This is a genomic window from Clostridium sp. 1001283B150225_161107_B6, from assembly GCF_015556325.1.
In the GTDB taxonomy this organism is placed as follows: Bacteria; Bacillota; Clostridia; order Lachnospirales; family Lachnospiraceae; genus Enterocloster.
In genome coordinates this window covers 151,967-166,349 of record NZ_JADNMD010000001.1, presented here as the reverse complement: position 1 = coordinate 166,349, position 14,383 = coordinate 151,967, and the positions used below count along the sequence as shown (strand labels likewise).

12 protein-coding genes are annotated in these 14,383 nt (G+C 52.2%); 3 read left to right on the top strand and 9 right to left on the bottom strand.

Going from position 1 to position 14,383, the window contains the following annotated elements; all coding sequences use genetic code 11:
• The first annotated feature begins 174 nt into the window (after positions 1-174).
• Positions 175-1,191, top strand: coding sequence for a DnaJ C-terminal domain-containing protein (locus tag I2H39_RS00795; RefSeq protein WP_195625584.1), 1,017 nt, complete (start codon positions 175-177; stop codon positions 1,189-1,191).
• A 496-nt stretch (positions 1,192-1,687) separates the two neighbouring features.
• On the opposite strand, the gene I2H39_RS00790 is transcribed toward I2H39_RS00795, so the two are convergent.
• The 4 genes from I2H39_RS00790 to I2H39_RS00775 all read right to left on the bottom strand — a co-directional run bounded on the left by I2H39_RS00790 (position 1,688) and on the right by I2H39_RS00775 (position 6,182).
• Positions 1,688-2,443, bottom strand: coding sequence for a hypothetical protein (locus I2H39_RS00790; protein WP_195625583.1), 756 nt, complete (start codon positions 2,441-2,443; stop codon positions 1,688-1,690).
• Positions 2,436-3,656, bottom strand: coding sequence for a glutathionylspermidine synthase family protein (locus tag I2H39_RS00785; protein ID WP_195625582.1), 1,221 nt, complete (start codon positions 3,654-3,656; stop codon positions 2,436-2,438). The genes I2H39_RS00790 and I2H39_RS00785 overlap by 8 nt, the downstream gene beginning before the upstream one ends.
• On the bottom strand, positions 3,653-4,522 hold the full coding sequence (locus I2H39_RS00780) for a hypothetical protein (protein WP_195625581.1): 870 nt from the start codon (positions 4,520-4,522) through the stop codon (positions 3,653-3,655). Before I2H39_RS00780 ends, I2H39_RS00785 begins: the two co-directional genes overlap by 4 nt.
• Before the next feature lie 118 nt (positions 4,523-4,640).
• A complete protein-coding gene (locus I2H39_RS00775; RefSeq protein ID WP_195625580.1) occupies positions 4,641-6,182 on the bottom strand; it encodes an RtcB family protein in 1,542 nt (513 codons plus the stop codon).
• 167 nt (positions 6,183-6,349) lie between these two features.
• Between I2H39_RS00775 and I2H39_RS00770 the strand changes: the two genes are divergently transcribed.
• Entirely contained in the window at positions 6,350-7,402 is a 1,053-nt protein-coding gene (locus tag I2H39_RS00770) for a tyrosine-type recombinase/integrase (protein WP_138307100.1), read from the top strand.
• Between the two features lie 56 nt (positions 7,403-7,458).
• Here the strand turns inward: I2H39_RS00770 and I2H39_RS00765 are convergent, their stop codons facing one another.
• On the bottom strand, positions 7,459-8,139 hold the full coding sequence (locus I2H39_RS00765; protein ID WP_138307102.1) for an MgtC/SapB family protein: 681 nt from the start codon (positions 8,137-8,139) through the stop codon (positions 7,459-7,461).
• 380 nt (positions 8,140-8,519) lie between these two features.
• Here I2H39_RS00765 and I2H39_RS00760 point away from each other — a divergent pair, with 380 nt between their 5' ends.
• Positions 8,520-9,815, top strand: coding sequence for a PLP-dependent aminotransferase family protein (locus tag I2H39_RS00760; protein WP_240305465.1), 1,296 nt, complete (start codon positions 8,520-8,522; stop codon positions 9,813-9,815).
• Positions 9,816-9,821: 6 nt separating this feature from the next.
• Here the strand turns inward: I2H39_RS00760 and I2H39_RS00755 are convergent, their stop codons facing one another.
• From I2H39_RS00755 to I2H39_RS00740, 4 genes are all read right to left on the bottom strand, one after another.
• Positions 9,822-11,837, bottom strand: coding sequence for a M56 family metallopeptidase (locus tag I2H39_RS00755; protein ID WP_195625579.1), 2,016 nt, complete (start codon positions 11,835-11,837; stop codon positions 9,822-9,824).
• The gene (locus tag I2H39_RS00750; RefSeq protein WP_138307106.1) at positions 11,834-12,220 is read right to left on the bottom strand and encodes a BlaI/MecI/CopY family transcriptional regulator; all 387 of its coding nucleotides are present in this window, start codon (positions 12,218-12,220) and stop codon (positions 11,834-11,836) included. Before I2H39_RS00750 ends, I2H39_RS00755 begins: the two co-directional genes overlap by 4 nt.
• Before the next feature lie 77 nt (positions 12,221-12,297).
• Positions 12,298-13,164 carry a LysR family transcriptional regulator gene (locus I2H39_RS00745; RefSeq protein WP_195625578.1) on the bottom strand — a complete coding sequence of 289 codons (867 nt, stop codon included), beginning with the start codon at positions 13,162-13,164 and terminating at the stop codon, positions 12,298-12,300.
• A 69-nt stretch (positions 13,165-13,233) separates the two neighbouring features.
• Complete coding sequence (locus I2H39_RS00740; protein ID WP_195625577.1) at positions 13,234-14,373, bottom strand: aldo/keto reductase; 1,140 nt, start codon at positions 14,371-14,373, stop codon at positions 13,234-13,236.
• Positions 14,374-14,383 lie beyond the last annotated feature (10 nt).

Sequence of the window (14,383 nt, the reverse complement as noted above, 5' to 3'; positions counted from 1 at the left end):
GTATAGCGGATAATCGAAATAATTGTAAATCATACTTGACGAGCGCTGATGTATATGTTATAACATATATAGAACAAATAGAAAATAAAATGAGGGCAAGCGGGGGAGCATATAGATGTTTTCCCGTTTTTCTCTTCGATGTTCTCTTATCTGAAGGAAAGAGGGGGCGCATACATGATGAAAAAAGATTATTATGCTGTTTTAGGCGTCAGCCGGACAGCGGATGCCGCATCAATCAAAAAGGCATATAGAAAACTGGCAAAAAAGTATCATCCGGACAGTAATGTGGGTAACGCTCAGGCAGAAGAACGGTTTAAAGAACTCAATGAAGCCTACGATATACTGAGTGACGAAAAAAAACGGAAATTATATGACCAGTACGGACATGCGGCGTTTGACGAGTCAGCCGGAGCTTACAAAAGAACAGAAAATAGCGGATTTGATTATAATTCCTACCGCACCCGCCAAAACATGGATAGTGGTTATCATGAATACCATTTTGAAGGCGGAGAGGACATGAATGATATTCTGAACAATATCTTTGGAGGTTCAGGTTTCTTCCGAGGAACAGCAGACAGATTTCAGAGTAACGGATTTAATGGGGCTCATTCCGGATACGGATTCCCGGTAAAGGGAGAGGATATCCAGAGCAATATGGAAGTCAGCTTTGATGAAGCGGCCTTTGGCTGCAAAAAAACAATCCGTCTGCAGGATGAACATGGACAAATACGGTCAGTGGAAGTAGCTATACCGGCAGGCATTGCAAACGGCAAAGTGATTCGTTTAAAGGGAAAAGGGATGGCCGGGACCAATGGCGGAGAGCCTGGAAATCTGCTTCTGAAAATAACGGTGCACGACAAGCCGGGATTCCATAGGGAGGGCCAAAATGTTTATACCACAGTTACAGTTCCGTTTACAACAGCCGTGCTTGGAGGTGAAGTGAAGATTTCCACAATTTATGGCGACGTTATGTGCAGGATAAAGGAAGGCACACAGTCCGGAAGTCAGATTCGCCTGAAAGGGAAAGGGATTGTTACAACAGGAAATCCGTCCGTCCATGGCGACCAGTATGTGACGGTTGAAGTACAGGTTCCAACGAACCTGACTCCAGAAGCAAAGCAGAAACTGAAAGAATTTGAACAGCTCTGCAAAGGGGCCGGCGGAAGCGGCCATGGCGGATATGCTGCTTAGAAGGGTGAGCATTTAATTATTGCTTGGTGTGACCAAATTGAAATGGGTGGATTCCAGGTATAGAGTCTATATCGAATAGGGTGATTTCCAACTATTCGCGAAACAACACTTTAACGAATAGTTTGAGACAAAAACAACCTTTAATAGACCTTTTTGTGTTTCCAACTGATTATCTTGTATTTTTACCCGGTCATTATCATGTATCCTATATAATTAATAACACCTCTCACATCCAACAGTATCTTTAAAGTGTTGTATTAATACAAATAATTATGGGTTGTAACCATGGCACATTTTACTGTACCTTGTATACAACCCTTTTATCATTTTACGGTCACGACATTTATATGACGTGTGTTGGCTTTCAATTAACCCAATCCTGTTTTACAGCCTTATATGCATCCTGCTGATAACCTGCAACGCTAATCTTCCATTGCCAATACAGGTATCTCCGATAAGAACTGCCCTGCGGTAATACAGCTTACATAAAGCCTGCTCACCCAATGCCATAATACCGTCCGCCGGAGGACTGGGTGGCCTCGGGCACTGTTCCGCCGAATCCGCCTGCTGCATTTCTGGTCAGACCCATCATGGTGCAAAATCGGTACAGAAAGCTCTTGAACAAGGAGGGCCGCACAACGGCCAGCTTTTTGGGTACGCCATTATCCCCCACAAGATAAATCCGAATTCCTTTTTTCTGGTAACGCAGAAGTATGTGGGCCAAATCATTCTGAATGTCCTTGGCCCTGACATAAATGGAACCAATGCCGTGAGCCTTCAGGAAATCAGCTGACGGGGCATCCTGGGGAAACACGCACCAGCGGTTATCATATCTGCCCGGCTGGCGTGCCGGACCTTTCATCCTGGCCGCGTCCAGCAGAAATGCAGGAGGCGCGTCCGGACGGATGGACTGACAGCTAAGGTAATCCGCGCCCAGGTACAGGGCTTCCGCCACAGGTGTTACGTCCACTGCCATGGACCACTTGTCCGCGCCATAGACGCCGTTATAGAGCGGTACCGGCCGGTAGCCCATTTGAGCCAGGGCCAGGCCCTCCAGTACCCCTCTCTTTCCCGGCAAATCCACAAACACAGCCGTTCTTCCATCACCATAAGGGGCCCATTTAACAGGAGGCAGGACCAGCTTCTCAGGCGCAGGATTCAATGCACGGGCAAACAGCACCGGCTTGGCCCATTGGGTCCACAGGGCATTGTCCGGCGCCCAGATTCGGTATGTACTGTAATTATCATTCATTGGTTTTATCCTCCTTCTCCACCAGCAGGGGAATGTCCTTTGCCCTGGCGTCTATGCGGGGATAGGGACTGATGCGCCCATAAAAACCGGCTGCTTTTCCATCCACTGTAAACACCCCCACACATAGATGAAACTGCTCTCCCTCCCTGCCTGAAACCGGTTTGCTCTCAAACCGTTTCTGTACAATCCAGTCCCTGGGGTGCAGGCGGACGTTCCGCTGTATCTGCCTGTATTCCTTTGGAGTCAGCGCCTCCCGGATTGAAATACCTTCCCCCACACGGCCCAACGCCGGTTTGTAAATCCATCCCTCCCCCAAATTACCGTTCCCGGGAGCGCAGGTTTCAGGCAGCAGGGTTCTCCAGGCAGGAAGCTCAAGCCCCAGCTCATCCCATATAAGAGGCAGCCGTTTGGACTGGGCAAAAACAGCCATTGGATGGTTGCAGGACGGGGTATGCGTGTCGTAATACCCGCCCCAGTCTGTCCGCCTGGAAAGATTCGGAAGCCATTCCAATGGATAAAACCGCACAATTCCGCCCACAGGCCCCTCCTCCCCCTGAATCAGGCTTACTGCCTGATGCTCTCTCCAGATAAGATGGTCGGGAGCCGCATACAGGGAACGGTATCCGTTCTGTTCAAAATAATCCCCTAAAAACTGCATGACCTGGCGGTCATCCGCGTAGGAGGTTGCATGTACAAAGGCAATCCTTGCACCTGGCCGTGTTCTCTTTTGAAATGCCTCCAGCAGACTGCGGGCCACATGACCATGGGGTTCATGGAAGGGGAAGTATTTCTGGGCGAGTCTGGGAAGCACTGAGGCTTCGGCCAACCCTCCGGGAACATCGCTGTTGACCTCCGAAACAGACCAGCCCTCTGTGGTGGGATGAAAGTCAAACCGCATCAGCCGTATATGTTCCTCCGGGGAATAGCTGTTCATTCTGGGAATGGCTTTTTTTACCTTTGACGGCAGACCCAGGGTCTTCACCAAATCCATCCGTCCCATCATAGCCTGCTCAATCTCCATGGTCTCGGCGGTCAGCTGCTCCGCCCAGCGTTCCAGCTGCCCGGCTGTCTGCCTGTCCAGAAGCACCACATGTTCAGCCACTGTGTTGTGGTCTTCCACCTGAGGGTCCCATTTATATACCCGGAATATGGCCTCATAGCGGTAATCCGAATATTGCTCCCCGGGGATACGGGCCAATACCGCCCCGCTCACAGGAATACCCCGCCGGATTCACCATATATCCCATGAAAAACCAGGAGCACAATCGCAGCATAGGCCAGGTAACTGCCTCCCCAAAAAACGGACAGACGTATATCCCCCTGCCTGCTGATGTTCACAAGGCGGCGGGCAGGCTGTATATAAAACCATTCCACCAGAAGGGCAAACAGCATGAGTGGAAGCACCGGCCATCCAACGGTGAATTCCAGAAGCGTAGCCTGTGCGGAGGTCCAGTCCCCTCCTGATGCATAGGCCAGAATCAGGCCGCTGGCAATCAGATATGCGCCGAACCGGATGCCGCTGCCCATATCGCGGTCCACGCTGACCCGCTCGGACATATCCGTCAGCAGATTAACCGCCATGGCCAGACCAAGCCAGGCAGCCAGACCAAGCCCTGAGGCAAACAATACAACCCACCAGCCGGGTCCGTCCCCGGTGTTGGCTCCTGCGTAAATAAGGGTCACCCCTGCAAATCCTCCGGCAGCAGGAAAGATTGCAGCCTTGTTATCCAGATAAACAGCGTCAAAGGGCCAGGACAGGTCCAGGCACTCCATCATGTATATCCCGCCCCTGAGCCACGCATATCCCATTATACAGTAAAAGACAATCCAGATTCCAACCACGTCATAGGATGCCATGGTCAGGAGAACAAATAGTATAATCGCAAAGGAGACAGGCGGAAGACAGCCCAGAACCAGACGTCCCTCCCTCCCCCTTTCAGGCGGCCATGATTCCAGCAGCGGCATATACCACTTATACAGAAAACGGCCCATGACGTACATGCTGCCGAAAAACAAAAAAACCTCTGTTTCATACCAGTAGGATGCCGCTGCTGCTATTCCAAAAACCAACATGTCCATCGTAAAACCTCCAGCCAGAAGACCTGCAAAAACAGTCCGTATTATAATTTCCACATATTATTAATATCCTGTTAGAATATCAGACAGATTGCGTTAGAACTCAGGCCGGACCATCCTTCTACGCCTTCACTGTGAACACAGGCTCCATCCTGGCCACCAGCCCTGCCATCCCGTGTTCCTCATGGACCTTCACCACCTGGTCAATATCCTTGTAGGCATAGGGCGCCTCAGAGCGGACGGCCTCCTCCCATTTTTTCAGTATATCGTTCCGGCCCTTTAAATCGCTGCGGTCCGGGTCAATGGGCGTCACAATATGGAATTTCTTCATAAATTCCCTGAATTCCCGGTCATTTCCATGAATCGCCTCTCCCCTGGAAAGCCTGCGCCCGGCTCCATGGCTGGCGCTCCACAGAGCGTCCGGATTTCCCATGCCTCTCAGCAGATAGCTGGAACTTCCCATGGAACCAGGTATCATCACCGGTTCTCCATAGTAGGCAAATGGCGTTCCCTCCATTTCCTCCATGCCCCTGGCGGAGCAGGCCCCCTTCCTGTGGATGAAATAACTCCTGCCCTCCATTTCCTTTTTCCATATAAAGTTGTGGGGGGAATCATACAGAAGCTTCATTTCATAAGGACGCACCCGGTCCTCCACGGCCCGCCGGAGCATAAGCCCCAGGAACAGCCGGTTTGCAAACCCGAAATTAGCCGCATTATATGTAGTGCTGCAGAAACGCCGCCACGGGCTTTCCGTCTCATCGCCTTGCGGAATTCCGGCGCTGTTTTTTATCCCCCTCTCCTGCCCTTCAGGCAAAAGGTAAATTCCGTTGTCCGGATGGGGAATGCTTTCCGGATACAGTTCCTTTGTTATGATTCGGTTGATTCTGCCGCTCTGGTGGCCGATGGTCAGGGAGCCGGTGTGAATCATGACAAGTATGGCTCCCCTCCTGATTCCCCATGCATTGGCTGTCCGGCCGTCGTAAATCTCCGCCACGCGCTGCATCTCCACAAAATGATTCCCGCCTCCTATGGAGCCAATCTGGTCATCGTAGGACAAGGTATGGGCAGAGCCTATAAAATCCTCCAGCCCCTCTGTATCTGCGGCATCCAGGCTGCCCCTGAAAGCCGTGCGCTCCAGGGCCTTTTCCTGCTCCTCCCTGTCATAAAGGGTCCATATCCCCTTTTCTTCCGCCTCCCGGGCAGTCTCCAACAGTCCCGTAAGCCCATGTCTGAGCATGGCCTCCCTCTGAATTCCGTTCATGGGAATAGCGCGCCCGCCCTCAAAAAAAATGCGCCGGATTTCAGGCAGAAGGGAGGACAGACAACCTTCCAGTTCTTCCTCCTTTAAATCCGTGGTATAAAGCCTCATGCCGCAGTTAATGTCATTTCCCATGGCCTGGGGAATCACAAATCCCTCTGTCATCAGCACCGTGCCAATGGGAATGCCGGCCCCCTTGTGAAAGTCCGGGGTCACTGCTGCCTTTATGACAGAGGGACCCTTTTCCGCCGAAAAGACGCCGGACGATTTCATCCGCTCCACGGTACCGGTAAGCTTCATCATTGTCCCCAGCTCATCCAACGCCTTTTTCTCCGGCTTTGTCCCCTCCGGAAGGAAGATGGACAGGCCGCCGGACACACTGTCAAATTCCAATTTTATTTCCATACTGCCTTCTTTCCAAGTTTTTTCGATTATCTGAATTGTTATATTATACAACAAAATCAGGAAAGAAAAAACAATTAATTGACAATCATTTGCGGTTGACGCTAAAATAGAGCTTAGAACGTGTCTGGCACGCAGAAACTATCTTATGAAACGAGGCATCCACTTATATGAGTCAATTATCATACCATGAACAGGTAGACCGCGAGAACATACTGCGGCTGCGCAATCTGATTAAAGACCTGCCCCCATTCTGCGGAGACTTTTTCCGCGGTATCGAGCCCAGGACATCCTCCAGGACCAGGATTGCCTATGCCTATGACCTCCATGTGTTCTTTGATTTCCTCCACAGGGAAAATCCTGCCATTGCCAGGATTGATGTGAAGGATATCACGCTGGACCAGCTGGACCAGCTGTCTGTCACGGATTTTGAGGAATATATGGAATACCTGAAATACCGTTTTAATGATAAAAATCAGGAGGTCATGAATAAGGAACGGGGCATTATGCGCAAGATATCCTCCCTGAAAAGTTTTTACAATTACTACTTCAGGAACGAACGAATCAGGAACAATCCCGCTGCGCTGGTGCAGCTCCCAAAGCTCCACGAAAAGGAAATCATCCGTCTGGACGTGGATGAGGTGGCCCTTCTTCTGGACGAGGTGGAACAGGGCGGCAAACTGACTGATAAGCAGAAAAGCTATCATGCAAAGACAAAGACCCGGGACCTGGCCCTTCTTACCCTCCTGCTGGGTACCGGCATCCGCGTATCGGAATGTGTGGGACTTAACATCTCCGATATTGACTTTAAAAACGGCGGCATCCGCATTTACCGCAAAGGCGGCAAGGAAGTGACCGTGTACTTCGGCACAGAGGTGGAGGATGCCCTGTTAGACTATCTGGAGGAACGTGACCGTATCATCCCGGAACAGGGACATGAGGACGCCCTTTTTCTCTCCCTGCAGCGCAGACGCATGGCGGTGCGCAGCGTGGAAAACCTGGTTAAAAAGTATGCCCGGACCGTGGCGCCATTAAAACCCATCACCCCGCACAAGCTGCGCAGCACCTATGGCACCAACCTGTACCGCGAAACAGGCGATATATATCTGGTGGCTGATGTGCTGGGCCACTCCGATGTCAATACCACCAAGCGTCACTACGCTGCCCTGGAGGACGAGCGAAGGCGCAGCGCCAGGAATAAGGTCAGGCTTCGGGAAAAATAGCCCGTACGAAAACAGATACATCCGTTTCGCATCAGACATTTTGCATTCCCGCCCTCTCACTGCACCGATATACGCTTTAGCTGGCCTTTCTTTTTAAGCTGTCCCACCAGGTCTGACATGTCATAATCCGCCGGCGTCTTTAGCTGGGCTGTCAGAACATAGGTGGACGCCTCTTCTGTCAGATGGATATTCACCATCTTGCAGTCCTGGTCCTGCAGTGTCCGGTTGATGAACTGGAAAATATCCTCGTCCAGGCTTTCGCTGTATTCAATCTCCACTTCTTTGTCCTCCCCGTTCCGCCTGGAGAAGTAACCTTTTCTTCCCAGAAACAGTTCCGAGAGCATCACAATGGCCGTGGATACTGCCCCCAGGATATACATACCCGCTCCCATGGACATCCCCACGCCCACGGTAGCCCATATTCCGGCGGAGGTGGTGATTCCGTTCACACTGTTGTTCCTGAAAATAATAATGCCTGAACCGATGAAACCAATAGCCGTAACCACGCCTGCGGCCACACGGGAAGGGTCCAGCTTTACATATTCACTGAGCACATCATCAAACCCATACTTGGAGATAATCATCATCATGGCAGAGGCCACTGCAATGATTACATGGGTCCTGGTGCCTGCTGTCTTCTTTTTACTCTGCCGCTCGCAGCCAATCAGACCGCCGCAAAGGGCAGCGGCCACCAGCCGTAATACATAGATAAGCTGTTCCGTGACAAACTGATTCATATGATTGATTCCCCCATCCAAGGGCACAGCCCTGTTTTAAGCGCCTGTGCCAATCCTTTTATTAAATAATATATTCTAACACTCCTCCATCTGCTTTTCAAGTTATGACCTTGTGAAAATCCCAGGGCTGAAAATCCAAAGACTCAAAATCCCCATCCATTTTCTTCTTGACAGGTATCCTCAGGAAAATATAGAATGGGATATATTGAGAATACCGCTGTAAAAATACCACAGACAGAATACAGCGGCGCGCCCGTAAAACGGCTGTACCGCAAACGGAGGTGATTGCCATTCCTGTCAATTCATTTGAAAACTATCCCATGTCCTGGAAACCGGACAGGAAAGAACTGAGATACCCCATATACTATTGTCTGGCAGACATGATGGAGAGGGATATTAAAAGCGGCAGACTGCCTGCCAACACCAAGATGCCGCCCCAGAGGGAACTGGCGGATTTTCTGGATTTAAACCTCAGCACTATCACAAAAGCATATAAGCTGTGCGAAATGAGGGGATTGATTCACGCGGTCACCGGCAAGGGCACCTTTGTGGTCCCCTCGGCCAATGTCCCCATGTCCACGGTAGAAAAAAACATAACATCCCGTATTGAGATGGCTGTCATACATCCCTTTTACCAGCAGAACAAACTGGTCCGGGACCTGACCCTGGACCTGCTGAACCGGCCCGGCTCCGAGCACCTCTTTGAGTATTCCCACCCGCTGGGCAGCCGGGAGCAGATTCAGACAGCTGCCGGCTGGGTGAGGCAGTTTGGTCTGGACGCCGATGAACATAATACCCTCATTGCATCCGGCGCCCAGAACGCCCTTGCAACTGTCCTCTCCTCCCTTTTTGAGGCAGGGGACCGCATTGCCGTGGATACCTATACCTACCCTAATTTCATCAGCCTGGCAAACCAGCTCTATCTGCAGCTTGCGGCTGTTGAAAATGATGAATGCGGCATGCGCCCCGATGTACTGGATACCCTCTGTACAAACCAGAAGATAAAGGGCATATTCCTGATGCCCGCCGGAAGCAATCCCACCAACATCGCATTTTCGGATTACCGGAGAAAGGAAATCGCAGCCATTATACGCAGGCACAGCCTGATTGCCATTGAGGACGACAACTATGCCGCTCTCATGAGCAGGCCCTATGTCCCGGTGGCCTTGGAAGCGCCTGAACATTGTATCTATATCAGCGGACTGTCAAAGCCCCTTTGTCCCGGACTCAGGATTGCCTATCTGCATCTGCCCAAACAGTACGTGGATGTAATGGAACAGGGAATCTACAGCCAAAGCCTGAAAATATCCTCACTGAACATTGAAATTGCAACAGAGCTCATACGAAGCGGACTGTTCCGGCAGATTATAGCTGAAAAAAGGGCTGCTGCCGTCCGCCGGAACCAGATATACCATTCCTATTTTCCATCAGCCTGCACCTCCATGGAATCCTATTATCAATGGCTAAAGCTTCCCTTGTCGTGCAGCGGCAAGTCATGTGAAGCAGCACTCTCCGCCAGAGGCGTCAGTGTATTTGGAGCAGAGCGCTTTTCCGTGGGCAATCAGGCGGGACACAATGCAATCCGCATCGCTACCTGCTCCCCCAAAAGCCATAAACAGCTCTGTCAGGGACTGGACATTATCAGGGCATTTCTGAAGGAAACCCCATCCTCTTAGCTTTACCTAATTCTTCCACTCCAGTACATATAAAAGCTCCTGCTTCCCATCCCTCCTGGCGCGTTCCGCCAGGGATGCGGCCTGACCGGGCGTCAGCATGTCCTTAAGTACATAGAGATACTCCACCCGGTCCTCTTCATATGCCTGATTGGCAATTTCCCCGGCCTGGTCCCGGCTCAATGTCTCATATGTCATATAGAATATATCTGTCTGGTCCGCCCGGTATGCATCCAGGGCAATATCCGCCTTTTCCGCATCCGTCAGTTCATCCTCCAGTACGGAAAAGAAATCCGATTTTCCGGCCTTGGCCGCCTGTTTTGCCATCTCTGATTTCCTGCCCTTAAGGGATGTGTCATGGTTTCCTGAAATAACGGCAAAATACTTTATCTGGTCCTCCTTATAAAACCGTTCCATCAGACCGGCGCAGGTTTCCGGGCTGACACTGCCTGCCACGGCTGCAAAGTAGGACAGATTATCCGCTTCATAGAACCACGTGGCCAGTTCATCCGCAGTTCCCTCAAAGGGTCCGTCCACTCCCAGCAAAACCAGCTGGTCCGGCTGGAAATTATATTTGCCCTTACTCAGTTTCTGCTTTTCAATGGACTGTTGCACTGCCACGGCTATGGAACTGTCCTCTGCATACGGTTCTGTTTTCCCTGTAAAACACAGGGTCTTTCCGTCTGCCTGCCGGACCACGTCATACTGGTCCGGGTCCACATTCCAGGCCAGGGCCACGATATAGCCATTGGCCCAGAACATCTTTGTCTGAAGGCTTTTCTGGTCCGGTCGGCGGCGCACATCCTCATACTCATTCCAGCTGATTTTTGATGTTCCGTCCGCTGCACCTGTTTCCAGGCGTCCTGCCGCACCTGCCAGCACGGTCTCTGCACCGGCAGTCCCAGTTTTCCTCTGCAAAGGTGCAAAACCGCACAATACTGCCATGGATATGACGGCAGCCGTCACGGCCCAGGCTGCCCAGGACCATTTCCTGCTTCTGGTTCTGAATTCCAGAATGGACACCAGCCTCTCCTTCATCCACTTTGCATTCTGACTGAGCGGAAGGCCCATGCCTGCATCAGAAGGCACGGTATGGCGTCTGAGTGTGGCGAGGAGAAGCTCGCCGTAACGCTGTTTATCCCGGCTGTCCATATGACGGATTACCGCCTCGTCGCAGGACAGTTCACAGGCCCTGGATACCTCCTTTTGCAGCACATATACAGCCGGATTAAACCAGTGCAGGCATACTGCCGCCTCCGCCAGCCACTTGTACAGCGCATCCAGCCTCCGTATATGGGTGATTTCATGCAAAAATGCATAATAAGCCCTGTCTGCCGGAATATCAGCAGGCATGATAATCACAGGTGCAAACAGCCCCATTGTCACCGGCGAAGGAATGGCCCTGCTGACCGCCAGACGCGGTCTTCTGTTCAGGCCGCATGTACGGCAGGCTTCCTCCAACGGCCCACCATAGACCTCCAGCCACATATCCGGCATACCGGAAGAAATCTCAGCCCTCTTACACAGCCTGGCTGCGTACCTGTAGTTCCATATCTTCCTTCCCATCAGCACAGCAGCCACAGACAGCCACAATATAAGGAGAACCAGATACAGCCCATGGCTGGAAACCGGAACCGTATCTGCACGGAGCGCGCCCGTGTAATCCGGCCTTGGGGCCTCTGTCCCCTCTGCCCCCATCTCTTCCTTCCCCGTCACCCCTTCCATCCCCGTTTCAGGCTGTCCTTCCATCGTCCCGCCGCCGGACAGTCCGTTTGTCCAGGCAGGCATATTCCCCCCTTCAGACAACAGGCCGGCGGACAGGCCGCTCCTTAAAACATCCGGGAAAAAAAGGCCGGCAGGAGACGGGATAGGCAAAAGCAGCCTCAGCACGGCTGCCAGCCAGATATAATACTGCCATCTGCGCCCCATGTATCTGCCGAATATCCGCGTGGCTCCAAGCAGAACCAGAATCAGGACAGCGCCTGACAGGGACAGGGTGAAAAACATTTCCAGATACATACTCATCCCCTGCCTCCCCCTTTCTCCCAAAATGCCTTCAGCTCCTCATAATCATCTTCGGTCAGATATTCCTGGCTGACCAGGGCCGAAATCAGATGCTTTGTGTCACCGCCGAAAACCCGGTCCACCAGAAGTCTGGCCTGGGCCTGCTGATACGCCTCCCTGGATACCAGGGCCACATACTCGTTCAGCCGTCCCTGCTTGTGCACGGTCAGCATACCGTTATCAGCCAGACGGGACAAAAGCGTCAGAATGGTATTGGACTTCCAGGACTTACCCCTGGATGCCAGTTCCTCCCCCAACGCGCCGAACATGGCCCTCCCACCTTTATCCCAGATAACTTCCATGACCTCCATCTGCGCCTCAGGCAGCTGTACTTCCCGTTCCATATGTCCATCCCCTTTCACCTACACTTTGTAGTTATTATCTCCAGTGTACACCTACTGTGTGTAGGTGTCAAGGGCAATCACAGCGAACTTCTTGCATACCGTATAAAAGCGGAGGTGGAGGAGGAAAACATCTGGTTCCTCTTCCACGCCAGCACAGACCCGATCTTCAGCTGCGGGGACAGGGGAACAAATTTCACCCCGTCGTAAGAGCTGTCCAGCTCCAGGCAGAGTGCTGCTCCGATTCCCTTTTTTACCATGATGGAAGCATTATAGACCAGATTGTATGTGACGGCGATTTCCATCTGACACGCATAATCCCCAAACCAGTTGGCCAGTTCGTTCTGCACCATTTCCCTGCTTGCAGCCAGCAATGGCATGCGGACCAGGTCCTCTGCGCGGACCGCATCCATCTCTGCCAGATGGGAATCCTCCCGCACCAGGATTCCCCAGGTTTCCTTTACAGGCATACGGAGGAACTCGTATTTTCCCACATCCACCGGTTCCACAAAGAGCCCCAAATCAAGGAGCCCCCGTTCCATCCGTTCTTTTATATTATCCACGTTTCCGCTGTAAATCTCAAACCGTACCAGGGGATACCGGCTCCTGAAGTCAGCCATCAGCTCCGCCAGCCTGTTCATGCTGCGTGTCTCGCCGCAGCCAATGGCAATCTCCCCTGCCAGGGTATTCTCATCATGGAGAAATTCCATCTTTGTCTTTTCCGCAAGGGAAACCAGCTCCTGGGCCCGGCGCTTTAACAGCATACCGTCATCTGTCAGTATGATGCGGTGGTTGCTGCGGGTAAATAATGTTACGCCCAGCTCCTCCTCCAGCTGCATGAGCTGGCGTGAAAGGGTGGGCTGGGTAATATGCAGAAGGCTGGCGGCCTTTGTTATGTTCTCTTCTCTTGCCGCCATCAAAAAATACTTTAATATGCGTATTTCCATATACAGTCATCCTTTCCCTATTTATCGGCGCAGGGGCTGCCCTATCAGCTGTTTTCTCAGAAGCAGCCGTCAAAACAATTCCCGGGCCTTTTCCATGCGTTCCGCCACATGCACACCAAACGGACATCGGGCTTCACAGCCTCTGCACCCAGTACAATCCCCGGCATTTGCAGACAGTCCCTGGTAATGGGCCCGCACCGCAGCCGGAACATCCGGCTGCATGACAGCCAAATCATAGAGCTTGTTCACCATGGCAATATCAATGCCTGAGGGACAGGGCGCACAGTGTCCGCAGTAGGTGCACTGACCGAAGTATGCATGGCGCGGGGCGCCTGCCAGCACGCTGGCATAGTCCCGTTCCTCCTCTGTGGCTGTCTCATAGGCAACAGCCGCCATCACATGCTCCGGCGTGTCAAACCCTGCCATTACGCTGGCCACTCCGGGACGGGTCAGGGCATAGTGGAGGCACTGCACCGGGGTAAGGGCCACTCCGAAGGGCGATGTCTCCGGAGAAAACAGCCTGCCGCCCGCATATCCCTTCATCACGGTAATACCCACGCCGCTCTGTTCACAGATACGGTAAAGCTCCTCCCGTTCAGGAGCTATGTTCCTCAGCCCTTCATCGTACACATCTGCAAAATACCGCGTCATGTCCTCACTGGCCGGCAGCAGGTCAAAGGCCGGATTGATGCTGAACAGAATCAGCTCTATTTCACCGCTCAGGGCAGCCAGCTTTGCCACATCCGGGTTATGTGTGCTCATGCCGATGTGGCGTATGGTTCCCTTTTCCTTCAGTCCGCGGACATAGGCAATGAACTCTCCCTCCATGATACGCCTAAATTCCGCTGCTTCATCCACAAAATGTATCATGCCGAAATCAATATAGTCCGTTCCCAGACGGTCCAGCAAATCCTTAAAAGCCGGTATCACCTTGTCCATCTCGCGGGTGCGGACGTACTGGCCGCCCTGCCAGGTGGAACCCAGGTGCCCCTGTATCATCCATCGTTCCCGCCTGCCTTTTAGGGCGGCGCCGATGTTGGACCTGACATTGGGTTCCGCCATCCAGCAGTCCAGAATGTTGATTCCCTGTGCTTCGCAGCAGTCAACAACCTCCTTTATCTCCTCCCTTCCATGCCGTTCCAGCCATTCAGCTCCCAATCCGATTTCACTGACCTCCAGGCCCGTGTTTCCCAATTTCCTGTATCGCATGTTATTCCTC